Genomic DNA, 25,322 nt, shown 5'->3' on the forward strand with positions numbered 1-25,322 from the left:
TTCTCCAAAATAAACACAATTTTCCCTTCTGATCCCAAATCTGACTTTGGTCGCACAAACTTGAGCTTTTCAAATTAAATCGAACGGAAGAAAGCATAATAAAACCCCGCTTTCCGAGAAAAGCGGGGTTAGTCAGCAATCTGAGCCCGTCTTTTAATACAAAGACGGGCTTTAAATTTGTGAGCAAGAATCAAGACTTTTTTATTTTTTTACCCAGCCTTTTGCGCTCATGCAGCGTTGAAAGACTTTGGCTTCACCGGTGGATCGGCTCTGGTCGTGGCTGTAGGTCCTCCGGGGCAGGTCATTGTCCGGGGCGGCGTGGGTTCTTTTCTGGGCCCGTTCGCGGCACTGGTCACGGTCTGCTTGAAAACGTTCGCTTCTGTTTACGGACATATCAAGGGTCGGGTTCTGCCATGATGTGCAACCGGCCAGCAGAAGCAGTGCGGTAATGATTACATAACGCATGTTTAAGTCCTCGATCAGGCTTTTACAATGAAGCCCGCGTTTCTCAGGTTTTCTTTGTTGTAGGGAAATTCTTTTCCATCCAGCCCCAGCATGCTTCCCCCGGCTGCTTCTACTATGGCCTGCCCTGCAGCAGTGTCCCATTCCATGGTAGGGTTGAAGCGGGGATATTGGTGTGCTTTTCCTTCAGCCACAAGGCAGAATTTGATGGCACTTCCTGCCGGAGTCATTTCTTTTACATTCAGGGTCTCCAGATATTCGGCCAGTGCGGGAGCGGGGTGCGATCTGCTGCCGACAATATTAAGTCCTTCTCCCTCAGCTGGCGGGGTGGTGGAAATTGAGACGGGTTTTTCTCCCTTTCGGCTGACCTGTGCCCCGGTTTCAATGCTTCCGGTATAAAGCGTATCCTGTGTAGGGGCATAAACCACTCCCAGCACCGGGCGGTTTTCACGCATGAGTGCGATACACACGCAGAATTCACCGTTGTCTTTGATGAATTCCTTGGTGCCGTCCAGCGGGTCCACGAGGAAGAAATCCTTCCATAGTTTGCGTTCTTCATAAGGAATCTTGGTTCCTTCTTCCGACAGGACCGGGATTTCCGGGTATAGTTCTGCCAGATGTTTTGCTATAACCTTATTGGACGCAATGTCTGCTGCTGTAACCGGGGATTTGTCATCCTTGTTCAGGACGTCGAATCCCTTACTGCGCACTTCCATAATGGCAGCCCCGGCTTCGCGGGCGATATTTGAGAGATTTGTAATCATTTTCTTCATGGGCACAGCTGTACCAGACCTTGGTTGATGTGTCATCTGTTCCGTCTTGCCATGCTGTTAATTTTGACTTGCACGGCCTGCGCGCCTATCATTTGCTGTCTATAAAGGGGGAAAGATGAGTATCGATTTAAAAGTCAAGGAATTGCTGGCTGACCGTTTTATCCTTAAAAGCTTTGCTTCCGGTGAAAGTGTGCGTGTTGCTCCCCATGCTGCTATCCGTGAAATTTCACGGGACCTCGGGCTTGATCTTAATTGTGTTGAACGGGCAGTATTTTCCGTTGAAGCGGTTCCGGAGCGTTATGTCCGGAACCTTTCCACCTTCAGTGTTGAAGAGCAGCGCAGGTTGTTTTTTTCCAAAGTTGCCATGGTGGGGCTGGGCGGTCTGGGAGGGCATCTGCTGGAGTCTCTTGTGCGCTGCGGGGTGGGGCATATTGTTGCCTGTGACGGAGATGTTTTTGAGCCTTCCAATCTGAACAGGCAGCGGCTGGCTGCCGAAAATTCCCTGTACAGCAAAAAAAGTGATGCTGCTTTTGAGATGGCTCGCGAGGTCAATCCAGCTGTGTTTCTGGATGTGCGTTCCGATTTTATAGGAGCGGACGGTTTTGAATCGTTTATTTCCGGGGCAGATCTGGTGGCTGACTGTCTAGGAGGACTTGAGTTTCGGGAACCGCTGAAGAAGGCTGCTGCAAAGCTCGGTATCCCCATGGTGACTGCGTCTGTTGCCGGGTGGGCCGGAGTGGTTTCGACCGTTTATCCCGGAGACAGGTCTCCGGCGGATTTTTTCGGTTCGGATAACGGCTTGGAAGAGGAGTTAGGCACTCCGGTTTCTGCAATTACAACAGCTGTGGGAGTTCAGAGCAGCGAGATTTTAAAGATACTCAGCGGAAAAGGGGCAGTTCTTTCCGGTAAGGCCATTATGTTTGACCTTGGGAAAATGTATTTCGATACCGTAATGATCTAAAAGTAAGACAGATAGGGATAAAGTAAGGCTGTGAAGTAATTTCTATCGAAAGCTATTGTGTCATAAAGCTCGAAGCATGATTTAATTGTGCTTCGGGCTTTTATTTTGCGTAAAAAAACAGCAATTGTTGTTTTGTAGTTGTTTATATTAAAGTATTTTACTATGTGATTAGTGTTATATTCGGCTGGTTAAACTGTTTTGTGTGAGTGTGTTTGTGTTCTTAAATGTTAATTCCAAATTTATGGTAAAACTTTTTAAAATATTAAATTGCATAAAGGTGTGCAAATAGGCTGATCTATTGGAAAAAATTTAAAATTATATAGACAGAATAGCTTTTTATATATATTTATACGTTAAATTTTGATTCTGAATCGAAAGTATACGTATGGAGGATATATATGAATGAGTCTTTTGAGGACGTTGTTACAGAAATTAATAGTATTTCAGAGGCTCTGGATTTCATAAGTGAATCCATTGAGTGTCATGCATCAGAGGGTAAAAAAATAAATCTCTGCGGACTTGCCTATCTGACCAGATTGCTGGGCGGCAGGTCTTCCGGTGCTGCTGATAGCTGCTGGGGGATTTGTACAGATAACGGTCAGGAGAAATCCGGGGGGCATGATTCGTAAATATGATCCTGTTTATACTACATTATCATTTTGAGTTGTGGTATTGTTCCGGCATACTCGGTTTGATGTTGACGTGATGGTCCAATTAATGTCTCGGAGGTTGCAGGTGAGTGATGATTCCCTTGTAAAGACGGATGAAGAGATTCCCAAAATTCTTGTAGTTGATGATTCTGCTACCATGAGGAATTTTTTGACCCGTGTTCTTGAAGGCGACTATGATGTGGATACCGCCTCCGATGGGGTTGAGTGCATTACTCAATATATGAAGGTTAAGCCCTGTGTCATCCTGCTGGATCTGCTTATGCCGGGTATGGACGGCTTTGCTGTTATTGAAAAAATTCGCAATGTAATAAAGGATCAGGAGGTCATCATCATTGTCCTCACCGGACAGGATGAGCAGGAGATCAAAGCCCGTGCATTGAACAGCGGGGCCAATGATTACCTTACAAAGCCTTTTCATGTGGTTGAACTCAAGGCGAGGGTGGGGGTTGCCATCAGACAGGTCATGCTGACCCGCCAGTTGCAGGCGGCCAATACCAGTCTGCAGAAAGCATATAATATTATTGACGACGAAGTTAAGCTGGTCGCCCGGTTGCAGGACAAGCTGCTGCCCACGGTCGTTCCGGTTATTGAAGGGCTTGATATCAAAAGCATGTATCGCCCTTCCGGACGGGCCAGCGGTGACTATTACGATGTCTTCGGCCTTGAAGAGGGTGTGGTCCGGGTGATTATGGCCGATGTCTCCGGGCATGGTCCGCAGGCAGCATTTATCATGGCCATCGTGCGTACGCTTTTCAAGGCTGATGGTGCCAACCACAATGATCTTTCCGACAGTCTGAACCAGATCAATTCCCATCTGCTGGATTTGATAGGCAAGGACAGTTACTTTGTTACCCTGTTCGCCGCTGATATTGATTTCAATAAAGGTGTGATGAAATATATGAGTGCCGGGCATTGCCCGACCCTTGTTATGCTGGACGGAAAGATGAGTGATCCTCTTGTTGCCGAGGTCCCGCCCTTTGGTTTTTTTCCGGTTGATGTAAACCTTTCTGAGTGCAGCTTTTCATCTTCGCTGCGACTGTTTTTGTTCACTGACGGGTGCTATGAGTGGCGTATGGCTGATGATTTTTTCAGCCTTGAGCCTTTTGTGGAGATCGCTGAGGAATTAATGCTTGAAAATTCACTGCAGCTGGACGGGCTTGAAGATATTCTTGAAGAGAAGACCGGTGTGCGGCCTGTTTTTGATGACGATGTTACCGCCCTTTCTATTAACTGGTCCGGTGCTGTCGGCAGTTAGGCTTGTGTAAATATTTTCCCTTTCAATGCTTTTAGTGCAACCATTATTTGGGTCCGGTGCAGATAGCCCATAACCAGCAGGACCAGTCCTGTAACTATGCCCGCTGTTCTGCGGTGATTATCGTCTTTGCCTTTCAGGTCCAGCCATTTTTGAAGAATAGCCTTTTTTCTTTTCCGGGGTATTGCCGCGATATATAGATTTATCCTTTTGATCAGTTTCGGGTTACGCTTGCTTACCGTGGGGTAAATGTCTCTGGTATATAATTTTTGCAGACATTGAAATCTGTCGGTAATGCCCAGAGTGTGCAACTGGTATGCAGCTACCGGAAAATCCGCAACGAACAGCTTCAATCTGCCTTCGGCGGCAGCATGATACATATCCCATGCGGAATTATAAATTATGAGCGGGGTAAACGGATATTTTTCCTGCATGAAAATTTTTGAATATCCGCCCTTGATGACCCCGCAGCTCTCTTTTCGGTTCAGTATCTTGCTCCCGACCATGTCTTTGGCTGCAAACAGTCCGCCTTGAATGTGAAAAATATAGTCTCCGAAGATCATTTCCCGGGCACGCGAACTGGAATAATACATTCCGGCATTAATGTCCGCGTCTCCATCTATGGTCTGCTGTACGGAATTCTTCCATGGCAGGAGCTTGAATTTTATGTCGATGCCGGATTGTCTGGACCATTCATTCCAGAAATCAATAAGAAGCCCGTCAGGTTCTCCTTCATCGTTGATGAATGAGATCGGGGGCATGCTCGAAGAGTGGGTGATGATCAGGGGGGAGGAAATACTTACTTCGGCAGGGGTCAAAAGAAAAACGACTGCAAGGATGATGAATAATTTGCTGAGTCGTTTTGTCATCGCACCGTCGTTTGTTTTGGTTTTAATAATATCGCTTTCAAAATCGGTTAATTAGCAATAATGTCTGGTTTAATCCACTAAAAATCCTTTTTTTGTGTTAGTTTTGGTCTAATTCCGGTTAGCTGGCAGTTGACAGTTCCATCAGCTTCGCAAAGCTTTCATCTATGGTCTGCTTGTCTTCAATCAACTGTTGCAGAAATTCATTGATGGCCGGAACCATCTGGATGGCGGTGTCGATTTCCGGGTTGGCACCTTTCTGATAGGCTCCGATATTAACCATATCTTCTACTTTGCGGAAAGTAGCCAGCTGCCCGAGAACCTTGCGCCCTGCGGCAACAATTTCTCCCTGCACAATATCTCCGCGTACACGGCTGACGCTTTTGAGAACATCGATGCACGGGTAGTGGCCCTGATCTGCAAGGTCACGGGTGAGTACGATGTGTCCGTCAAGGATTGAGCGCACCGCATCGGCAATGGGTTCGGTGAAGTCGTCACCGTCAACAAGTACGGTGTAGATTCCGGTTATGGAGCCGTGCTGGTTTTTACCGGCGCGTTCCAGCAGCTTAGGGAGCTGGGCAAATACTGACGGGGTATAACCGCCACGGGTGGGAGGTTCGCCTGCTGCAAGTCCCACTTCACGACCGGCCATGGCGAAGCGGGTGACCGAGTCCATCATCAGCAGGACATCTTTATTTAAATCACGGAAATATTCAGCAATGGCGGTGGCGGTGTATGCCGCACGCATACGGATGAGCGGGCTTTTATCAGAGGTGGCGATAACCAGTACTGAACGGGCAAGTCCTTCCGGGCCGAGATCGCGCTCAATGAATTCAACTACCTCACGGCCGCGCTCGCCAACCAGAGCGATAACATTGATGTCGGCCACAGTGTACCGGGCCATCATTGAAAGCAGTGTCGATTTACCGACGCCTGAACCGGCCATGATGCCCATGCGCTGACCTTTGCCCAATGTCAGCAATCCGTTAATGGCTTTAACTCCCACATCAAGCGGTTCATGGATGCGCGGGCGTTCCAGCGGGTTGGGAGGGTCACGGTGCAGGTCGTTGTATGCTTCGGGAATGATCGGACCTTTGCCGTCAATAGGTTCTCCGAAGGCATCCACGGCCCGGCCCAGCAGACTCATGCCTACCGGTATTTTGGGCGGGGTGCTGGAGTTTTCAATCAGGCTTCCGGGACTGATGCCGTGCATTTCCCCGTAGGGCATGAACAGGCAGGCACCGTCGCGAAAACCGACTACTTCTGCGGCGATGGGTGATTCTTTATCTTCGGGGATGAGGTGGCAGACCGAGCCCAGCGGGGCTTTGATGCCCTTACCCTCGGCAATAAGGCCGATAACCTTGCTGACCCGACCGTAGCTGCGGCAGGGGTCGATTGCGGAAAGAAGTCTAGTGCAGCCTTTCATGTCGGCCATGGTTATTCTCCTGTTCCGGGTGCCAGCTGACCGAGAATTTCCTGCACTCCTTCCCAGCGGGAGGTGACGGTGTTCTCAATCATGGCATCAGCTGCTTCAACAATAATTCCGCCGTTATCAATGGCCGGATCGGCTTTGATCCGCCACTTTGCGAGGTCGGGGTGTTCTGTCTTGGCATGTTCCAGCAATGGTCCGATTATGTCGCTGTCAGCAGGGGAGACTTTGATGACCAGTTGGGTCAGGGAGTCAATGCGGTTCAGGGCTTCATCAAGCAATGCGCCGAGAATTTCCTGCCTGCGGGATTCCATTTCCACGGCCAGTGTCTTTTCGATGACCATGAATACCAGCGAGATTGCATCTGCGGACTGGGCCATCATTATATTATGTGACTGGTCCTGAATAGCCTGCAGAGTCTGGCCCACGTTCTGGCTGAAGCCGATCATGTGCTGCTCGGCTTCCTGAGCTGCCTGCTGCTGGCCTGCGGCATAACCTTCAGCCTGAGCATTGGCTTTAATGGTTTCCGCCTCAGCCATGGCCTTGGCAATAATTTCCTTGGCCATGTTCTGGGCTTTAACCTTGACCCGCTCATAATATTCGCGGTCGGTGTCTTCGTTCCAGGTCGGCTTTTTCTTGCCTTCCATTTCCTGTATGGTCATCTCCTGAGTCTTGTTATTGGAATCAAGACCCATGATTACCCTACCGGTGTAGAACTTGTCTTCTTCTGCGTTAGACAAAGACATCTCCTGAACCTCTGCTGATCATGATCCGGCCCTCGTCCTCGAGGCGGCGGATGTTTTTAACGATATTCTGCTGTGCGCCTTCCACATCGGAAAGTTTCACAGGTCCCATGATTTCGAGGTCTTCGCGGATCATGTTGGAAGCACGCTCGGACATGTTCTTGAAGAAGAGCTCCTGTAAATCGTCGGAGGCACCCTTGAGTGCGGTGGTGAGCTCTTCGTTGGAAACTTCCTTGAGCAGTTCGCGGATCGCGCGGTCGTCCAGCCCCTTGATGTCTTCGAAAACGAACATGAGGTTCCTGATTTCTTCGGCCATCTGGGTGGATTCTTCCTCGATTTCTGAAAGAACTTCCTCTTCTGTGGAGCGGTCTACGGCGTTGAGGATTTCCGCTACTGCGGGTACGCCGCCCACTTTCTTGCCTTCCTTGCCGCCCATGGCGATGAGCTGACTCTGCAGCACCCGGTCCACTTCCATGAGCATTTCTTCTGCAACAGCCTCCAGCTTGGCAAGTCTCATGAGCACTTCGGCTCTTACGCCGCCGGGCAGGTTGGATATAAGGTCCGCTGCCTGATCCGGGTGCAGATGGCCGATAATGAGGGCCAGCGTCTGCGGGTGCTCGTTTCTGAGTATCTGGGCCAGAATCTTGGGGCTGACATTCTGGAGTTCCTGAAACGGGGCCGGGCCGCTTTCAAGGTCAAGTTTATCCAGAATGTATTTGGCGGTTTCCTCATCAAGGGATTTGCTGAGCAGCCTTTTGACCTGATCGGCTCCGCCCATGAGGAGTTCTGCACCGTATGCCAGAGTTTCGTTGAACTCTTTGAGTACTTCCAGAACCTGTTCTTTGGGAACTGAATCCATCTCCAGCATGGCTTTTGACACGTCGGCAATTTCCTGACGGTTCATGCGTTTGAAGGTTTCAGCAGTAAACTTGTCCCCGAGGGCAAGAAGTACGATTGCTGTTTTCTGGTTACCGGTGAACGGCGTAGACAATTTAAGCTGCCTCCTGCTGCTTCAGCCAGCTCTTCAGCACCTGCACAGCCTGATCCATGTTCTTTTCCGAGAGTTGCAGAGCCTGAGCCTTGGCGTTCTCCAGTCTACGTGCCGTATCAAGAGCCTCTTCGTCAAGGTCGCTTTCATCAATTGCGAGTCTTTCGCCTGCTTCGGGCAGTCCTGCGAATTCGTCAATCTCTTCTTCAGCCACACGGGGCTTGATCAGAGCCATGACTACCGGGCGTACCACGAGGATCAGGAAGAGGAAGATCAGGAGGCCGTTGAGGAAAGGCTTGCCGAGACGCTGTGCGTATTCGAGCATGGTGCGCATGAGGCCTTCGTCGCCGAACATATCCTGCATGCCGAAGGACATATTGGAAACCTCTACGATGTCACCGCGCACTTCATCATATCCTACTGCGGAGCTGACCAGTTCCCGGATGCGCTGCATTTCTTCTTCAGAGCGGGGTACGTAGGTCATTTCACCTGTATCGGGGTCTTTTACATATGTTCCGTCAACAACAACCGCTACGCTGAGACGTTTCAGTTCGCCTACAGGAACGATGATCTGCTGTTCTTCTTTGTTGATTTCATAGTTGGTGGTGCGGGTTTCACGGGTGGAGTCCTGAGTTGTAGCAGTTCCGGTGAAACCGTCACCGCGAAAGTTTGCTTCGGGTACGCCGCCATCTACGTTGGCGGTGCCGCGGGTGGTTTCTTCACTGGTCTGTTCAGAGCGAGCCACCTGACCGTCCGGATCGTATGCTTCTGTCTTGATGGTGCGCTGTCTGAAATCGAGATCCGCGTTAACCTTGGCAATAACTTTGTCCGGGCCGACGATGGGCATGAGCAGACGCTGGATGCGCTGTTCGATTTTTGACTCAAGGCCGGACTTGTATTCAAGCTGGCTGTTGGTGATGTTCAGGCCCAGTCCGCCGTCATCTTCAGGCTGGTAGAGAACCTGTCCGCGCATATCAGTAATAGTTACATGTGCGGGCTTAAGTCCCTCAACAGACATGACCACGAGGTTAAGAACACCCTTGATCTGCTTGTCGGCAAGTTTTTCGCCTTCCTTGAGCTTAAGTACTACGGAAGCGGAAGGATCAACCTGTTCTTCAATAAAGAGGGACTTGGAGGGAAGTACCAGATGGACTCTGGCCCGCTCAACCTGCGGAAATTCACTGATTGTACGTGCCAGTTCACCCTGCAGGGCGCGCTGGTAGTTTATTCGCTGAATGAAATCCGTCTGTCCGATCTGGACCTCATCGAAAATTTCATAACCGATTCCCTGACCGTGAAGTGCGCCTTCACCGGCGATTTTCAGACGCAGGTCGTAAACCCTGTCTGCGGGAACCAGAATTGTGGAGCCGTTGTCCTGAATTTTGTAGGGCTCTTTGGTGGACTGCAGGATGGAAACAACGCGGGATGCGTCTTCTGCGTAGAGCTTGGTGTAGAGGACCCGGTATTCGGTCTGGTTGAGCCAGAAAACCATGAGGATGAAGGCGATTACAACTGTAGCCGCCAGTCCGCCGATCATGATCCGCTGCGAAACTGTGCGGTCAGACCAGAAACCTTGAAACTTACTCAGATACTCGGTGATGAAATTTGGCATACTTAAACTCCTGACGATTTTTCATTTGTTTAAGCAACTTGTGGGCCAGTGGCAAGATGTTTTGTTATTTTATGTGTTTATGTCGTTTTTTTTTGAGGTAGAAAAGATGTGGTGAGAGCGAGTGACAAAAAAATGTCTAATCAAAATCGGGATGTATAAAAGCTACCACGGGACCCTTCCATGATGGAATTCCCGTGGTAGCGATATTTTTGTGACAGATAAAGGAGCGTGTCTGTCAAGTTTTCAGCAGTCTTAGAAAGGCATTTTCATGACTTCCTGATACGCAGTCATTACTTTGGTGCGTACAGTACTGGTCATGGTCATGGCAACGCTGGCTTTTTGCATAGAGATCATGAGTTCATGGACGTTCTGGGTTTTGCCGGAAGCAAATTCTTCGATCATCTGTTTTTTCTGGCCCTGCAGGTCGTTAACACCCTGGATGGAGTTGGTCATTGTTTCGGCAAAAGAGTTCGGCTCGGGCTTGTGAAGGTCCATGGTCTTGTCGAACTTTTTGTCAAACTTCTGCTGGTTCTGGATGGCATTGGTGTATGCCTGCATTGCTACGTTTCTAATGGACATATTTTGCTCCTTTTATCGAAAGTCGAAGATCCGTCGTTTAATCAGCAGCCGGATGCTACTGGCCCATTCCTATGCGCAGTGCGCGGTTGAACATTCTTTTGGCGGAGTCAACAGACTGCGCATTGGCTTCGTATGATCTGCTGATGTTGATCATGTTGACCATTTCTTCAACCACGTTGATGTCCGGATATCTGACGATTCCTTTTGAGTTCGCGTCCGGGTGGTTGGGTTCATATACTTCCTTGAAGGGGCGGGTGTCGGAAACAATGCCCCTGACGGTTACGCCGCGAAGCTGCTGATTCATCTGCTGGTTCATGGCGGTTTCAAAAGGGGAGAGTACAGGGCTGGACTCCATGGAAACACTTTTACGGCGGTAGGGGCCGCCCTCGGCTGTCCGTGTAGTCCTGGCGTTAGCCATGTTCATGGATACAACGTTCAGGTACTCCCTTTGGGCTTTCAGCCCTGAAGCTCCGATATCAAGTGCTGTGAAGAAGTTCATTATCTTGCTCCGCTCTGGATGATCTTGTTCATGCCCTGAAAATTCTTCCCGATGACCTGGGAGAGGGCATTGTAGTACAAGGTGTTTTTGGCCATGGCGACCATTTCTTTATCCATATCGACCCGGCTTTCACCGTGGATGACTCTGGGTTCGAAGTTGGAAAGAACATCCCCGGAAAATTTGTCTGCATCAAATGCATTGGGGATATGCATGTTGCTGGTTCTGGTCATTTTCCCTTTGGCATCAAGGCCCATTGCTTTTTGAAGGTCTTCTTCAAATTCAAGGCGTTTCTCCTTGTATCCTGGGGTGTTGACGTTAGCCAGATTGGAGGAGACGAGGTTTTGACGCTGGAGTCTCAGGTCGAGTACTTTGCCTGTCAATTCTATGTGGCTTCCGAAAAGTCCTTTCATTTTTATATCCTCCTGCAAAAATTTCCCGGTGTCCCCGTTGAGGCGGGAAACTTGTTGGTTTCGTTGTGATTTGTATTTAGCAAAAGGCGTTCCAAGTTTGTATCTATTTGAAATTACGGACTTAAAGTTGAAAATAAGATGTTTTGCGGGAGTGGGTGTCGGAAATCAGGCGCATCAATATATTCCCCATTATATAATGTAGGGATGTTGTTTTGGGTTTTGGCACGTGAAATGCATTAAATTTGGCAGACCCTTAGGGGTCGAAAAAAATGCCGCTTTGGATTGTCCGGCGGTAAATAAAATTTCCGGAGGGGAATTATGAGTCATTTAGATTATGAAATTAACAAGGAACTCGGTGAGTGTTATCTGTTCATGGGTGAACTGGATAAGGCTGAAGATTACTACAAGAAGGCTGCCGGCTCCAACGGCGTGCATCCCGATCCTTACATCGGTCTTGCAACCATCGCGGTTCAGCGTGGCGAGTATGACGCTGCCATGTCCCTGTACGAAAAAGCTCACCAGGTAGAAGCTACCGACAAGAGCTTTGCCGGTATGGGACTGATTCAGATGGAAACCTCCCGTCAGGAAGAAGCTTTTGAAAACTTTTCTCAGGCACTTGACAGCAACATCAGCAACATGGTTGCTCTTTTCGGTATGATCAGGATTGGTCACGAGGCTGAAAGAATGGCTGAAGCTGTTCCTTACCTCGAAAAATTCCTTGAAGTTGATCCTGAGAAGCACGAAGTCCGTTACTCCCTCGCAGGTCTTTACATCTGCATGGAGCAAAAGGACAAAGCTGTCGAGCAGCTTGAAATGATCCTTGAAAAGGATCCCGCAAATGAAGCGGCTAAGGAACTGCTGAGCCAGATTTAGCTCACACAGATCCTTTATATATAGCCGACTCCCCTCCCGGTTGGTCCCGTCCCTGTTCGTGTGGTTCGGGGACGGGGACCAGCTACCGGCGAGAAACTGCGGTCCGGAACTTGCCTTTACGGCATAAATCCGGCACAACTCCACAAAAACCAAACTGGAGATGTGTTATGGATATGTTGCCTGTAAAGCGCGGAGTGCTCAGTGTTACTGATAAATCCGGGCTTGCTGAATTTGCGGCTGAGTTGGCTGGCTTCGGTGTGGAACTCATCAGCACCGGCGGTACCAAGAAAATGCTTCTTGATGCCGGTCTTGAGGTCAAGTCTGTAAGTGATGTTACCGGCTTCCCTGAAATTATGGGCGGTCGTGTAAAGACCCTGCATCCCAGCGTGCATGGCGGAATCCTTGCGGACAAGGATAACCCGGAACACCTGTCGACTCTCGAAGAACATGGAATCGAGACTATCGATATGGTCTGCGTTAACCTGTACAATTTTGCCAAGGCTGTTAGCGAAGGGCAGGACCTGAGGAACGCTGTCGAGCAGATCGACATTGGCGGTCCCACTATGCTGCGTGCTTCAGCGAAAAATTTCCATTCCGTTCTGGTTGTCCCCAGTCCGGTACATTACCCCCGTATTCTTGAAGACATGAAGAAGAACGACGGCAAGGTTTCTCTCGCGCTCAGAAAAGATCTGGCCGCGGAGACTTTTGCGCTTGTCTCTGAATACGATTCCATGATTGCCAAATATCTGGCAGATCACGACGCTTAATGTTTTTTAGCGGGATGTCATTTTTATGGCATCCCGTTTTCTATTAATAATTGAAAGACAATCCTGTCTCAAAAGCGGCGAAGCCTTAATAAAAGGTTTTGGGATTCTTAAACCCTTTTGCAAAAGGGTTTGAGGCCCCCGGCAGGGCCGCCGGAGGCATAGCAATGGAGAATTCCCATAGCTCTTAAAGCCAAAGGTAATACTCAGGGTTTGAAGCCCAGTGAGTTGAAACGCATCAACCGTCTCGCGGACCGCCGTTACAACGACCCCAACGGGTTCACCAACGAGCAGGCCCGTGAGCTTTCTTTTCTCAGCCACGAAATCGGACGCCAGATCGGTCTGCTCGTTAACAGACAGGGCAAACCGGAAATGATTCTGGTGGGTGATCCCGGTTCCATCTACATTCCCGAACTGCCGCGTGCCCGCCAGTCCGAAGGACGTCTGCGCGGTTTGCGGCTTCTGCATACCCATATTTCCGGTGAAAACCTGTCCGAGGAAGATCTCATGGATATGGTTTTCCTGCGTCTGGACAGCGTAACCGTTGTTGCTTCCGATCCGTATGGCGAGCCTGATTTTGTGCAGTACGCTTACCTGCTTCCTCCCGGAGCCGGAACCAAACCGTACGAGCAACTGCCCCCCGTGCGCTGGGACCGTGCGGACATGGATCTTCCGGGCCAGATCAAGGCCCTTGAAGATGAATTTCGCCGGGCGGACCGCACTCGCGACACCACGGATAAGCGCGAGCGGGCCATTGTTGTCAGTGTTTCGCAGGACCCCAAGTCCGTGCAGGAACGCTCCCTTGATGAACTGGAAGACCTTGCCGATACCGCAGGTCTGAAAGTGGAAGGACGTCTGGTGCAGCGTATCCGCAAGCTCAATCCTAAATTTATCATGGGTAAGGGGAAGCTGGCCGAGCTGGAAGTTATTGCCTTGCAGGCCGATGCGGAAGTGATCCTTTTTGACCAGGAACTTTCTGCCGCCCAGATGCGCAACCTCGCCAAGCTCACCGAACGCAAGGTTCTGGACCGTACCCAGCTTATTCTGGATATTTTTGCCCAGCACGCCACCACCCGCGCCGGTAAATTGCAGGTGGAAATGGCACAGCTGAAATACACCATGCCCAGACTGGTAGGTAAGAACCGGGCCATGTCGAAGCTCATGGGCGGAATCGGCGGTCGCGGTCCCGGTGAAACAAAGCTGGAAATTGACCGCCGCCGTATCAAGGACAAACTGACCAAGCTGGGCAAGGAACTTAAGAAAGTCAGCCGCCAGCGCGGTTTCACGCGAGAACGGCGTGCCCGTGCCGGGGTTCCGGTGGTCTCACTGGTGGGCTACACCAACGCAGGTAAATCGACCCTGCTCAACACCCTGACCAACAGCGGGGTGCTGGCTGAAGACAAACTCTTTGCCACCCTTGATCCCACCAGCAGGCGTATCCGTTTTCCCCGTGAGCAGGAGTTGATCCTGACCGATACGGTTGGATTCATCCGCCAGCTGCCTGTGGAATTGAAAGAAGCTTTCCGGGCCACCCTTGAAGAACTTGAGGCTGCTGATGTGTTGCTCCATGTCTGTGATTCATCGCATCCCGAAGTGGGAGAACAGATTGCAGCGGTGGATAATATCGTGGCCGATATGAATCTCGGTGATGTGACCACCATCCTTGTGCTCAACAAATGGGATAAGCTTGATGAGGAACAGCAGGAACTTATGCGCAGTACCTATCCGCAGGGCATCCCCTCCAGTGCCCTGAATCGTCGCTCGCTTAATGTTCTGGTGGAAGAAATATTAAATGCCATTGATCGGTTGGGGCATCAGTTCTAAAGTTCTGATGCGCTGCGCGCTTTTAAGAATCCCAAAACCTTTTAGTAGTGTGAAAAACGTAGGGCTTTATTTATTACCTTAATACCTGTAGATTGGTAGAATATCTGCAAAGCAATAGTACTGGCGACGGAGGAAGCCATGGCTAAAGAAGAAGGTATTGAAGTAGAGGGTATAGTTCAGGAGGCATTGCCCAATGCCATGTTCAAGGTTGAACTTGAGAACGGGCATGTTATTCTGGGACATATTTCCGGGAAGATGCGTAAGTATTACATCCGGATTTTACCGGGGGACCGGGTCAAGGTGGAGCTTTCGCCATATGACCTGACCCGTGGGCGGATTACCTTCCGCATGAAATAATTTTTGCACGCGCTTCCAGTCTTGTTCCGACTGATGAGGATTGTATGAGTTTAAAAGGTGTAGTCAGCTGGTTCAACGATATCAAGGGATTCGGTTTTATCGAAGATGAAGCCGGGCGGGATATCTACGTCCATTATTCCGAAGTGCTGCGTGACGGTTTCAAAACTCTCAACGTAGGCGAGAAAGTCGTCTTCGAAGTCATTGACGAAGATACCGCGCCCAAAGCTACTGCTGTTAGAGTGATAAATTACTAAGTTTATGCATGCCTCCGGCGGCTTAAACCCTTTTGGAAAAAGGGTTTGTTTCACTGTCGTTATCCCTAAGACTCGAAGCAAAGCTTCTCGCCTAAGGGCTAATGCAAGAATCCCAAAACTTTTTATTAGGCTTCGCCGCTTTGTTTTGGAAAGTGTGCAAATAATAAATCGCAATATCTTGGAAGATGTTGCGATTTTTAGTTTGAAAATGGTTGAGCCAAGATATTTGCGAAGCATATCGAAAGGTTTTGAAAGGGATGGGGTCTGGGGAAGGCTTCTTTATCTCTGCCCGGCTTCGTTCTTGGTTGGCTCGAGGACAGCGTCCACGTTGACTTCGCGTTCGGTCATTTTGTTGTTTTCGATTTCGTAGCGGGTCAGCTTCCAGTCCACGTGATCGATGAAATCTACTTTGGCCCAACCTTCGGGCGGCAGACGCTTGATCATTTCTTCCAGAAAATCATCAATATCAATGTAGTGTCCTTCGTAATCAACGTTGAGGACCTTGTCTTTGTAGACGATTTTTTCAAAGGGCAATTCCAGCTTGAGGTCTTCGAAATCTTCTTCGGACAGCCCGTGCACATCACCGTAAATTCTAACGTCTTCCATATTTATTTCTCCATAGAGGGATTGTTTATTTTATTCTGAAAAGGAAAGATATTGACTCATTAAAATTCATGCAAGAAAAAACGGCCCTCATGAATGTGAAGGCCGTTTGCTGAAAAAGTCTAGCGAAGTCTAGCAAGGTCTAGTTGGATTATTGCTATTTCCGGCTTTCAATCAGGCGGATGGCCTTTTCGGGAAGCAGATGCAGGTCCGGTTTGGAAATCTGGTCGTTAGCACCAACGGATTCTCCTTTGTGCCGCAGTTCCTTGGTGATGATGGAAGAGTAGAGGATGATGGGCAGATCCTTCAGGTCCGGGTCTTCACGTATCCATTTGGCGAGGCTGAATCCATCCATGAGCGGCATTTCAATGTCTGAGATTACGATTTCCACGTAATCTTTGACCGGGCGGTTTTCCTGCTGCGCTACTTGTTTAATCTGTTTGAGTGCATTTTGGGCTTCTTGGCCGTTGTGGAGGATGGTGTGCCGGAAATTTGCCTTTCCGAGGCTTTTCTCCAGCATGGCCCGGATGGTGGGGGAGTCGTCGCAGACCAGTGCATTGTACGCCTCGGTAGCTATCGCCGAGGGTGCGTCAAAATCGCCGCCCAGTGTGGGGTCAAGGTCGGCAAGGATGGATTCAAGGTCGAGCAGCTGAATGAAACGGTCTTCGCGTTCAACAATGCCGACAATGCAGCTTTCGTCGAAACTGGACATGAATTTGTCCGGGGAAAGGACCTGCTGCCAGCCCACGCGGTGGATTTCGGTTACTCCGCTGACCTGAAAACCGGAAACAGTCTGGCTGAATTCGGTGACAATTACGATGTCGTATTTGTCCTTTTTGCGTTCCATGCCCAGCCAGACCGCAAGGTCAAGTACGGGCAGGATATGGTTGCGCAGAGGGATAGTGCCCATGAAGCATGGGTGTTCTGCGGATTCCGGGTGTTCCAGTTCCGGGCTTTCAATAACCTGCATGACCTTGGCTACGTTGACCCCGAAATGGCATCTTTCTTCCGGGCCGTCTTCCGATTCGGACAGGTCGATATAAAATTCCAGTATTTCAAGTTCGTTGGTTCCGGTTTCAAGCAGGATGTCAGTTTTAGCCATGAGAGCGGCTCCTGATAATATAATTATAATTAAGTTGTTTAAGTTCTTATTCTAGTAAGTTACAATATTCAAAAGGTCAGGTCCATAGATTTTGAAAAGAATGTATCGCTTTCGGATGGTTGATTACACTTTACAAATGCGGTGTGTTTGGCTTAGGCAATACAGAATCAGTAAATCAAATGAAGAGGGGTTCATGCATAAAATATTGATAGCTGAAGATGATAAAATTTCACAAAAACTTGCAGCGAAGTTTGTGGAGGATCTGGGGCATATTCCTGTTGTCAGCCCTCACGGTAAGCACGCTTATGAAGCATTGAAAGCTGAAAATAAGTTTGATGTCCTTGTTACCGACATTATGATGCCTGAAATGGATGGACGTCAGTTGGTGCAGACCTTGAGAGGCGATTCCCAGTTCATGGATCTGCCTATCATCATCATGTCCGCAGTGGTCGGAGTTTCCGATATTTCCAATCTGCTGGCCCTTGGGGCGACCTATTTCATGACCAAGCCCATCGATAAGTCAGAATTTAACGAAGTGATCAGCCGGTGTCTGAAGTAGCCCGGACAATTTTCCTGATTTTCAAAGACTCCTCCCGTTGGCGGGGGGAGTCTTTTTTTGTGCAAAATATCCGGGATAACGGGCTTGTTACTAAACGTGAATGGGTATAATGAGAACAAAAGCTTTATGAATAACAAGGTTATATCTGCGTGTGTGTTGTATAATCTGTTTGTGGAATTGTTAACTTTGGGGGTGCTCCTTGTCGTTTGAGATTTTGGATAAATTTAACGACCCTGAACTCTGTAAAGACCTGCTGGCCCGCTTGCGGGATGAGCTGGATGGGGAAATACGGTTCATGGAGGTCTGCGGGACGCATACGGTTTCGATATTTCGCAGCGGGCTGCATTCGGTATTGCCGGAAGAGGTGGTCCACCTCAGCGGGCCCGGCTGTCCGGTATGCGTGACCCACGAATCAGAGGTGAATGCTTTTCTTGATCTGGCAGGAAAGGAAGGGGTTATCGTGGCTACCTTCGGTGACTTGATCAAGGTTCCCGGCGACAAGGGACACTGTCTGAAGAATGCGCAGGCTGACGGCGCACGGGTGGAAATAATATATTCGCCTTTTGATGCGCTGGATCTTGCGCGCAACAATCCCGACAGCACGGTTGTTTTTCTTGGTGTCGGCTTTGAAACCACCGCCCCGACTATCGCGGCTACCGTGCTCATGGCCCAGCAGCAGGGGCTGGAAAATTTCAAGGTTCTTTCATTCCACAAGCTGGTTCCGCCTGCACTGGATATTCTTGTTTCCGATCCCGACACCCGTATTGACGGGTTCATCCTGCCCGGTCATGTTTCCACTGTAATCGGTATTCATCCTTACGATTTTATCGGGGAAAAATACGGCAAGCCCTCGGTTGTTACCGGATTTGATCCTGTAGACATCCTGCAGGCCCTGCTGATGATGGTCCGTGCCTCCAAGGAAGATCATCCGGTGGTACAGAACCAGTATGTGCGCGGGGTTTCCGAGAATGGCAATCCCAAGGCTGTGGAAGTCATGTATCAGGTTTTTGAGGAGTCTGATGCCCTCTGGCGCGGGATCGGGAAGATACCCGGCAGCGGTCTTGAATTCCGTAAGGAATTTGAAAAGTATGATGCTAAAAAAATCTTTGATCTCAATATCGGGGAATGTCCGCCGCTTAAAGGCTGCAAGTGCGGGGAAGTGCTCAAGGGTAAAATGACCCCTGAGAAATGTCCCCTGTTCGGTAAAGCCTGTACCCCGGCAAAACCCGTAGGCCCTTGCATGGTTTCAACTGAAGGCAGCTGCGCCGCTTACTTCAAATACAAAGTAGATTAATATGTCCTCAGATAAAGTTTTACTCGATTACGGTTCTGGCGGAAGGGCTTCCCAGAGGCTGATTTCCGAGCTTTTTCTTAAGCATTTTGCCAACGATGAACTGGACAGGCTCAACGATGCCGCCACCCTGAATCTGCAGGGCAGGATTTCCATGAGCACTGACAGCTTCACCGTGGACCCCATCTTTTTTCCCGGCGGGGATATAGGTTCGCTGGCCGTGCACGGTACGGTGAATGACGTGGCCATGCTCGGTGCAATTCCGCGTTACATGACCTGTGCCTATATTATTGAGGAAGGATTGCCCATGGATGATCTGGAAAAGATCGTCAAATCCATGGGTGAAGCCTGCCGTCATGCCGGGGTTAATATTGTCACCGGAGATACCAAGGTTGTGCCCAAGGGTATGGTTGACAAGATTTTTATCAACACCACCGGGGTAGGTGAGATTATAGCTGACCCGGCTCCCAGCGGAGACCGCGCCGCAGTGGGTGATGCTGTGCTGGTCAGCGGAACCATGGGCGACCACGGGCTGACCATTCTCGGTACCCGCGAAGGTCTTTCCCTTGAATCCAATGTTCAGAGCGACAGTGCCGCCTTGAACCATCTGCTGGTCAAGCTGGTGCAGGAAATTCCGGATATCCATGTCCTTCGTGATCCCACCCGCGGCGGTCTGGCAACTACCTTGAATGAGATCACGGTTTCCTCCAATGTCTGTTGCGAGCTGGAAGAATCAAAGGTTCCGGTGCTGCCTGAAGTGGCAGGCGGATGTTCTTTCCTCGGACTTGATCCGCTTTATCTTGCCAATGAAGGCAAGTTTCTGTGCATCCTGCCGCAGGAGCATGCGGAGCAGGCTCTTGAAATCATGCGCGGGGACGAGCTTGGTAAAGATGCCTGTCAGGTGGGAACCATCACCGATGCCAATCCGGGCAAGGTGATCATGGTCACCCCGCTGGGCGGGCGCAGGTTGCTGAATATGCTGGAAGGAGAACAGCTGCCAAGGATTTGCTAGAGGCAGTTGTATAAGTAGCTTTTTAAAGGCTCTCCCAAACGGGGGAGCCTTTTTTCTTGTCTGAAAGGGTGTGAATTACTTGCTGAACCATGCTATGCTCATATCAAATAGATAAGGAGTGCAGCGTGGAAAATGACATCAAAAGTTGCATTACAGCTATCAGCAAGGTTGTTACTGAAGACAGCATTACTATTTACTTTCAGCCTGTGGTTTCCCTGCTCTCTCGAACAGTGATCGGTTTTGAGGCTTTTGCGCGCGGGGTGGATGAAACCGGGGCGACTCTTGCCAGTCCGGCCTGTCTTTTTAATGCCTCCCTGCCCATACAGGCCCAGCTCAAAGTTGAGGAAGTCTGCCTCAAAAAAGGGTTTGAGGCTTACATGCCCCTTTATGAAAAATACCGGGACATACTTCTCTTTCTTAACATCAATTCCGGAATTTACAGCCGTGACGAGTACAAAGTCCGCAGTCCCCATCAGCAGGCAGAACCTTACAGGTACTCCCCGCGCATGATCACTTTTGAAATGGATGCAGCCCAGCTTAAGCAGGATGTGCCGCTGGAAATGATTCGTAAGGTTCGTGAGAATAAGTACAGAATTTCTATTGATAATGTGGACGGGTCTATTGATTGTGCGGAACGTCTTTTTGCTATCAAACCGGATTTCGCAAAGCTGGACTCGAAATTTTACAGGGGAATTGAAGAGTCGGAAGGGATCAAGCAAAAGGTCGGTGCCATCGCTGAGACTCTTATCCGTTGCGGTGTTATGCCTGTTGCCAAAGGGGTGGAAACAGAATCCGAGGCAATAGCACTGGCTCGCTGCGGCTTTTATCTGCAGCAGGGGTTCTTTTATGCTGACAGTGCCGATGAGGGAGCTAAAAATGATTCCTTCGGTGATAAAGTCGGACGGGTCAGCAATGCTTTTCGGGAAAGCAGGAAGAAAGGCGTTAAGCGGTCTCAGGAATCATTCAGGGATATTCATCTTCTGCTTAAAAGCACAATGACCAGATTGCAGCAGGAAGAAGACGGGGAAATGAACCGGATTCTTGATGAGCTGCTTAAAAAGAATGATAATCTGGTTTCTGCATATATACTTGATGCCGCCGGCAAACAGATCAGTAAACGGCTTGCCGGGAAGTCTGCAGATCCGTTCGGACTGCGTATACTGGCTTCAGCGGTGGGCAGCGACCATAGTGACAATGAAATCTTTGTCTATTTGAATTCAGGCTTTGAAAAGACCTCCGGGTTTACCGGGCCGGACTCTCTATGCCGCGATCCCTACAGATATCTGGCGGGGTTTTATTATAAAGAAGGCAGCCGCCGGGGCCGCATACTCATCCTTGACTATATTGATGTGCAGGAAACAGAGGAACAGGACTAGATCGCAGAAGAGATGATTTTGTTTTTGACTCTTTTGCGGCGGAATATTTTCATGGCGTCCTTGGATTTGATTATTCCGGCCAGAGTGTTGTCTGCATTTACCAGCGGCAAGAATGAAACCCCGGTCCGTTCAAATTTCAGGATCGCCTCTTTGAGGTTGGAATCAGCCGGAAGGAAGACCACAGTCCGGACCATAAGGGTATCCACCACTTCGGCTCCGCCTTTTAGGTCCTGAGCGTTTTTCAGGAAAGCACGCATGTCGCGCAGGGTCAGTATTCCGGCCAGTTTTTCTTCTTCATCAAGTACCGGGAAATGCGGGAATTCGGAATTCAGGACCATGTCTGCGGCTTTTTTCAGGCTGTCGGTTGTTTTCAGGCAGTCGAATTCAGTGTCCATGACATCTGCCAGCGGGACATTGACCATAACTGATTCATCATGACCGCGCAGAATGTTGATTCCCTGACGCAGCAGTTTGGCTTCATATACTGAATATCCGCCGAGTATACGCACCACCAGCGCGCTGGTAATGCAGCCGACCATCATGGGCAGGATTATTTTATATGAGTAGGTCAGTTCAAAAACAGTCAGCACTGCAGTGATGGGGGCGAGGGTTGTTCCGGCCACTACCGTGCCCATGCCTACAAGTGCGTATTGCCCGTGGGTAAGGGCCAGTTCCGGGAAGACCATGTTGATGGTGGAGCTGACCGATATCCCTAATGCCGCTCCCAGCACCAGCGAGGGCGCGAAGATACCGCCGCTCATGCCCGAACCGATACAGAGTGAGGTTGCAACAAGTTTGGCACCCAGCAGGAGTAGAGCCAGATCAAGAGGCAGCACTCCGGTCAGCCCCATGTTCACTGCTTCGTAGCCCACACCGAGTACTGCCGGAATTTTAAGGGCCATGGCCCCAAGCAACAGACCGCCGAGGCCGGGTTTTACCCATTCAGGGATAGGAATGCGGTCGAAGGTGAATTCACTGAGCCTGATCATTTTTACAAAAGTGATGGAGACCAGTCCTGCCAATATTCCGAGCAGGAAGAATATGATCAGTTCCTCGAAATTGCTGAAAAGAAATTTGGGCGCGTCAAAGGTGGGGAAATCTCCCCAGAAGAATTTGGAAAGGGCGGATGCTGTCACTGAAGCCACGATAATGTGGCTGACGTAGGACATTTCCGTATCCAGCAGCAGGATTTCAATAGCGAACAGTGTCCCGGTGAGCGGAGCGTTGAAGGTCGCCGATATCCCGGCTGCAGCACCTGATGCCACACAGACCGGAAGCATGGACGGATCGAGCCTGAATATACGTGCGGCGGAAGAGCCTAAAGAGGCCCCGATCTGGACCACCGGACCTTCTCGGCCCACGGAAGCTCCGCAGCCGATAAGCAGGCTGGTGACCAGTGCTTTAAGGAAGGTTATGCGGTGGCGAATTACCCCTCCGCGTACGGCAAGGGCCTTGATAACTTCCGGTACACCCGGACCGCGAGCTTCGGGTGCCCAGTTGGTGATGATTATCCCGGCGATAAGCCCGCCGATACAGGGCAGGAAGAGTACCAGCCACCATGGCGAATTTGCGGCCATGTCCAGAAAGGAGTGGCCGCCGGACCAGAAAAGATGCTGGAAATTTTCAATCAGCCAGCGAAAAAGGAATGCCCCGCCCGCAGCAGCCATCCCGATAGCCACGGAAAAGGACATAAGTAAAACGTACTGAATCCTCGGATTAAATGAGGCTTCAGTACGTTTCTTTTTGTAGGACTCAGAGGAGGAACCCATGAGGATTTCCGTCCGGATTATTTTTCGATCAGGGCAATGGAGCGTTGGGCCAGTTGAGTTACTTCCGGTTTGGAAATCTGATCGTCGGCACCGACAGCTTCGCCCTTATGGCGTAACTTATCAGTAATGATGGATGAGAAAAGGATTACCGGCAGTTGCTTGAGAACTTCGTCAGCCTTGATGCGCACGGTAAGGTTGTGTCCGTCCATGACCGGCATCTCAATATCTGAAATGACGATGTTGACAAAGTCGCTGATGGGCCGTTTTTCCTCAATGGAGCGTCGTTTGTACTCCTGCAGTTTATCCCAGCAGGCCCGTCCGGTATTGGCCATTTCCACAGAGAATTTGGCCCGGACCATCATTTCATGCAGCATCTCCCTGATCAGGGTGGAGTCATCAGCAATGATGGCTTTATAGCCGGCGTGGTTGGCCCAGTCGATGGAATCATCAAGCTGCAGTCCGAGGTCCGGGTTCAGTTCGGCTACGATCTTTTCAAGGTCGAGAATGAGTGAAATACGGTCTTCGAATTTAACAACCCCGGTGATGGAATCTTCGGAGAGGGTGGATACGTAGTTGGAAGGAGCCTCGACCCTTTCCCAGCTGATCCTGTGGATGCGGGTTACCCCGGAAACAAGAAACGCGGAGGAAACGTTGTTGAATTCGGTGACGATTACCTTGGGAGGCTCGGTTTCAACACGTGGTTTTTTGAGCCAGTGGCTCAGGTCAACAAGGGGAATAACCTTGTTCCGCAGGTTGAATGTACCCATGATGGCCGGGTGGTGAACTTTGGGCAGTTTGGTGATTTTTTCAGGAATCCTGATGATCTCCAGAACTTTCGCAACGTTGACACCGTAAAAGCCACGATAGTTTTCTTCGCCGTCTTCGCGGGGTTCTTCTTCAAGCCAGAACTCGACAATTTCAAGTTCATTGGTTCCCGCTTCGAGCAGAATATCGGTCTGGGCCATGTGTTTCTCCGGTTAAATTCAGATTCTATAATTTGATTACACGCTTATATTAAGCCTTAAAGAGCATTATCGTCAACAATCGCTTAAAAAAAATAAACAATTAGCAGCGCTCGCGGGTTAATGTAGAGATTTCACGGGCGGCAGCAAGCAGTTCCTCCCAGTTCTCACAGGCGGTAAGCTTGGTCCTGATGGCCCTTATTCCATCCATCCCCTTGGCATAGCGGGGCAGGATAGAGCGTATTTTTCTGAAGGAGCGGTTGCTGCCGTCAAAGTCACGGGTCATGTTGATATGCTCTTCCATGGTCTTGCCGAGATCAAAGGGCGGCAGATCTGCACATTGCGGATCATCAAGCAGCTTCAGGTAGCGTCCAAAAATCTCGGGGTCGAAAAGGGCTCCCCGGGCGAACATGATTCCGTCAATGCCGGTCTGCCTGATGCATTCCATGCCCGCTTCAGCTGTAAAGAGATCACCGCTGCCTATTACAGGTATGGAAACATTCTGTTTCAAAATTGCGAGTTTGGACCAGTCGGCATCGCCGGAAAACATCTGCTTGGCATAGCGGGGGTGCATGGTCAGCCATGCAACACCTGCGTCCTCAAGCCTTTGGGCGATCTCAAGGTAGTTGTCCTCGCCCATCATGAAGCCCAGCCTTATCTTGACCCCCACCTTGCCTTCTCCCGCAACACGGACCATGGCGGTGGCAGTTTCGACCAGACGGTCAGGGTCGAGGTGCAGGGCTGATCCACCTCCGGTTTTGAGTACTTTCTTGACCGGGCAGCCTGAGTTTAAATCAAAAAAAGAGTAGCCCTCGTCTATCAGTTGGGGCATAGTATCTGAATAGTCCTGCGGCTCCCCGCCGAAGAGCTGGACCACCAGCGGAGTGTCTTCCGGGCAGGTTGCGAGCAGGGCTTTTGTTCCTTTGCCGTCGTACTTCAGTCCTTTTACACTGACCATCTCTGTGCAGGCCACCGCGCATCCTCGGTTGCGACAGAGCATGCGGAAAGGGAGGTCCGAATATCCGGCAAGGGGTGCCAGCCAGGGTTTATCTGGGCTTATTGGAAGTGATTTCATATGCTTATACCTGAGAATGTAGTATTCTTATTTTATTCGGCACCATATGCCGAGGGCAGTGAATTACGTACAATCATACGCAAAGTCAAAACCTACCTGCGTTTGTAGCACATAATACGCAGGTTATTTTCGGAAAAATTAAAAAAAGATGAAAAAAGGTATTGACTTGCAAGGCGATTTCCATTTAAACCCCGCTTCGTTGCTTCGGCGGATCACGGGCTCAATTAAGTTTTCAGGCCGGGAGCGGATTTGAAAA

General features: G+C 49.9%; 27 protein-coding genes. 12 read left to right on the forward strand and 15 right to left on the reverse strand.

The genetic code is table 11. The features are described from left to right. Window positions 1-201: 201 nt before the first annotated feature. Both FMR86_RS16520 and cysQ read right to left on the reverse strand, forming a co-directional pair. On the reverse strand, window positions 202-465 hold the full coding sequence (locus FMR86_RS16520; protein WP_163352517.1) for a hypothetical protein: 264 nt from the start codon (window positions 463-465) through the stop codon (window positions 202-204). A gap of 14 nt (window positions 466-479) precedes the next feature. Further along, entirely contained in the window at window positions 480-1,235 is a 756-nt protein-coding gene (gene cysQ, locus FMR86_RS16525; protein ID WP_163352518.1) for a 3'(2'),5'-bisphosphate nucleotidase CysQ, read from the reverse strand. 115 nt (window positions 1,236-1,350) lie between these two features. On the opposite strand from cysQ, the gene FMR86_RS16530 reads away from it, so the two are divergent. The 3 genes from FMR86_RS16530 (at window position 1,351) to FMR86_RS16540 (ending at window position 4,122) form a co-directional block, all read left to right on the forward strand. Continuing rightward, window positions 1,351-2,196, forward strand: coding sequence for a ThiF family adenylyltransferase (locus FMR86_RS16530; protein WP_163352519.1), 846 nt, complete (start codon window positions 1,351-1,353; stop codon window positions 2,194-2,196). Between the two features lie 398 nt (window positions 2,197-2,594). Continuing rightward, the gene (locus FMR86_RS16535) at window positions 2,595-2,825 is read left to right on the forward strand and encodes a hypothetical protein (RefSeq protein ID WP_163352520.1); all 231 of its coding nucleotides are present in this window, start codon (window positions 2,595-2,597) and stop codon (window positions 2,823-2,825) included. A gap of 106 nt (window positions 2,826-2,931) precedes the next feature. Then, the gene (locus FMR86_RS16540; protein ID WP_163352521.1) at window positions 2,932-4,122 is read left to right on the forward strand and encodes a SpoIIE family protein phosphatase; all 1,191 of its coding nucleotides are present in this window, start codon (window positions 2,932-2,934) and stop codon (window positions 4,120-4,122) included. Here the strand turns inward: FMR86_RS16540 and FMR86_RS16545 are convergent. The 8 genes from FMR86_RS16545 to flgB all read right to left on the reverse strand — a co-directional run bounded on the left by FMR86_RS16545 (window position 4,119) and on the right by flgB (window position 11,245). Continuing rightward, entirely contained in the window at window positions 4,119-4,988 is an 870-nt protein-coding gene (locus FMR86_RS16545) for a transporter substrate-binding domain-containing protein (RefSeq protein ID WP_163352522.1), read from the reverse strand. The two genes, FMR86_RS16540 and FMR86_RS16545, sit on opposite strands and share 4 nt — an antisense overlap. Window positions 4,989-5,106: 118 nt before the next feature. After that, on the reverse strand, window positions 5,107-6,420 hold the full coding sequence (locus tag FMR86_RS16550; RefSeq protein ID WP_163352523.1) for a FliI/YscN family ATPase: 1,314 nt from the start codon (window positions 6,418-6,420) through the stop codon (window positions 5,107-5,109). A gap of 2 nt (window positions 6,421-6,422) precedes the next feature. Continuing rightward, window positions 6,423-7,160: a FliH/SctL family protein gene (locus FMR86_RS16555; RefSeq protein ID WP_163352524.1), complete on the reverse strand. Its 738-nt coding sequence runs from the start codon at window positions 7,158-7,160 to the stop codon at window positions 6,423-6,425. Then, the gene (gene fliG / locus FMR86_RS16560; protein ID WP_163352525.1) at window positions 7,147-8,148 is read right to left on the reverse strand and encodes a flagellar motor switch protein FliG; all 1,002 of its coding nucleotides are present in this window, start codon (window positions 8,146-8,148) and stop codon (window positions 7,147-7,149) included. Before fliG ends, FMR86_RS16555 begins: the two co-directional genes overlap by 14 nt. A 1-nt stretch (window position 8,149) precedes the next feature. After that, window positions 8,150-9,757, reverse strand: coding sequence for a flagellar basal-body MS-ring/collar protein FliF (fliF, locus tag FMR86_RS16565; protein WP_163352526.1), 1,608 nt, complete (start codon window positions 9,755-9,757; stop codon window positions 8,150-8,152). Between the two features lie 252 nt (window positions 9,758-10,009). Then, window positions 10,010-10,336 (reverse strand): flagellar hook-basal body complex protein FliE, encoded by a 327-nt coding sequence (gene fliE, locus FMR86_RS16570; RefSeq protein WP_163352527.1) that lies wholly within the window; start codon window positions 10,334-10,336, stop codon window positions 10,010-10,012. A gap of 55 nt (window positions 10,337-10,391) precedes the next feature. Next, window positions 10,392-10,835, reverse strand: coding sequence for a flagellar basal body rod protein FlgC (gene flgC / locus FMR86_RS16575; RefSeq protein ID WP_163352528.1), 444 nt, complete (start codon window positions 10,833-10,835; stop codon window positions 10,392-10,394). Next, complete coding sequence (gene flgB, locus FMR86_RS16580; RefSeq protein ID WP_163352529.1) at window positions 10,835-11,245, reverse strand: flagellar basal body rod protein FlgB; 411 nt, start codon at window positions 11,243-11,245, stop codon at window positions 10,835-10,837. Before flgB ends, flgC begins: the two co-directional genes overlap by 1 nt. Before the next feature lie 318 nt (window positions 11,246-11,563). Between flgB and FMR86_RS16585 the strand changes: the two genes are divergently transcribed. The 5 genes from FMR86_RS16585 to FMR86_RS16605 all read left to right on the forward strand — a co-directional run bounded on the left by FMR86_RS16585 (window position 11,564) and on the right by FMR86_RS16605 (window position 15,317). Beyond that, entirely contained in the window at window positions 11,564-12,118 is a 555-nt protein-coding gene (locus tag FMR86_RS16585) for a tetratricopeptide repeat protein (protein ID WP_203544961.1), read from the forward strand. Between the two features lie 167 nt (window positions 12,119-12,285). After that, window positions 12,286-12,885, forward strand: coding sequence for an IMP cyclohydrolase (locus FMR86_RS16590; RefSeq protein ID WP_163352530.1), 600 nt, complete (start codon window positions 12,286-12,288; stop codon window positions 12,883-12,885). 225 nt (window positions 12,886-13,110) lie between these two features. Next, window positions 13,111-14,706 (forward strand): GTPase HflX, encoded by a 1,596-nt coding sequence (gene hflX, locus FMR86_RS16595; protein ID WP_163352626.1) that lies wholly within the window; start codon window positions 13,111-13,113, stop codon window positions 14,704-14,706. A 138-nt stretch (window positions 14,707-14,844) separates the two neighbouring features. Further along, entirely contained in the window at window positions 14,845-15,063 is a 219-nt protein-coding gene (infA, locus tag FMR86_RS16600) for a translation initiation factor IF-1 (protein WP_136674433.1), read from the forward strand. A 44-nt stretch (window positions 15,064-15,107) separates the two neighbouring features. Continuing rightward, window positions 15,108-15,317, forward strand: coding sequence for a cold-shock protein (locus FMR86_RS16605; RefSeq protein ID WP_163352531.1), 210 nt, complete (start codon window positions 15,108-15,110; stop codon window positions 15,315-15,317). A 279-nt stretch (window positions 15,318-15,596) separates the two neighbouring features. On the opposite strand, the gene FMR86_RS16610 is transcribed toward FMR86_RS16605, so the two are convergent. After that, entirely contained in the window at window positions 15,597-15,923 is a 327-nt protein-coding gene (locus FMR86_RS16610; RefSeq protein WP_163352532.1) for a hypothetical protein, read from the reverse strand. A gap of 154 nt (window positions 15,924-16,077) precedes the next feature. Further along, entirely contained in the window at window positions 16,078-17,022 is a 945-nt protein-coding gene (locus FMR86_RS16615) for a chemotaxis protein (protein ID WP_163352533.1), read from the reverse strand. Between the two features lie 193 nt (window positions 17,023-17,215). On the opposite strand from FMR86_RS16615, the gene FMR86_RS16620 reads away from it, so the two are divergent. The 4 genes from FMR86_RS16620 to FMR86_RS16635 all read left to right on the forward strand — a co-directional run bounded on the left by FMR86_RS16620 (window position 17,216) and on the right by FMR86_RS16635 (window position 21,260). Next, window positions 17,216-17,581, forward strand: coding sequence for a response regulator (locus FMR86_RS16620; RefSeq protein WP_163352534.1), 366 nt, complete (start codon window positions 17,216-17,218; stop codon window positions 17,579-17,581). A 199-nt stretch (window positions 17,582-17,780) separates the two neighbouring features. Then, the gene (gene hypD / locus FMR86_RS16625; protein ID WP_163352535.1) at window positions 17,781-18,875 is read left to right on the forward strand and encodes a hydrogenase formation protein HypD; all 1,095 of its coding nucleotides are present in this window, start codon (window positions 17,781-17,783) and stop codon (window positions 18,873-18,875) included. Window position 18,876: 1 nt separating this feature from the next. Continuing rightward, on the forward strand, window positions 18,877-19,884 hold the full coding sequence (hypE, locus tag FMR86_RS16630) for a hydrogenase expression/formation protein HypE (protein ID WP_163352536.1): 1,008 nt from the start codon (window positions 18,877-18,879) through the stop codon (window positions 19,882-19,884). 125 nt (window positions 19,885-20,009) lie between these two features. Further along, window positions 20,010-21,260 carry an EAL domain-containing protein gene (locus FMR86_RS16635; RefSeq protein WP_163352537.1) on the forward strand — a complete coding sequence of 417 codons (1,251 nt, stop codon included), beginning with the start codon at window positions 20,010-20,012 and terminating at the stop codon, window positions 21,258-21,260. On the opposite strand, the gene FMR86_RS16640 is transcribed toward FMR86_RS16635, so the two are convergent. The 3 genes from FMR86_RS16640 to FMR86_RS16650 form a co-directional block, all read right to left on the reverse strand. Beyond that, window positions 21,257-23,029: a chloride channel protein gene (locus FMR86_RS16640; RefSeq protein ID WP_163352538.1), complete on the reverse strand. Its 1,773-nt coding sequence runs from the start codon at window positions 23,027-23,029 to the stop codon at window positions 21,257-21,259. The two genes, FMR86_RS16635 and FMR86_RS16640, sit on opposite strands and share 4 nt — an antisense overlap. A 17-nt stretch (window positions 23,030-23,046) precedes the next feature. Beyond that, complete coding sequence (locus FMR86_RS16645) at window positions 23,047-23,994, reverse strand: chemotaxis protein (protein ID WP_163352539.1); 948 nt, start codon at window positions 23,992-23,994, stop codon at window positions 23,047-23,049. Between the two features lie 100 nt (window positions 23,995-24,094). Further along, the gene (locus tag FMR86_RS16650) at window positions 24,095-25,066 is read right to left on the reverse strand and encodes a tRNA-dihydrouridine synthase (protein WP_163352540.1); all 972 of its coding nucleotides are present in this window, start codon (window positions 25,064-25,066) and stop codon (window positions 24,095-24,097) included. Between the last annotated feature and the right edge of the window lie 256 nt (window positions 25,067-25,322).

Origin of the sequence: Desulfovibrio sp. JC010 (assembly GCF_010470675.1) — a bacterium.
GTDB lineage: Bacteria > Desulfobacterota > Desulfovibrionia > Desulfovibrionales > Desulfovibrionaceae > Maridesulfovibrio.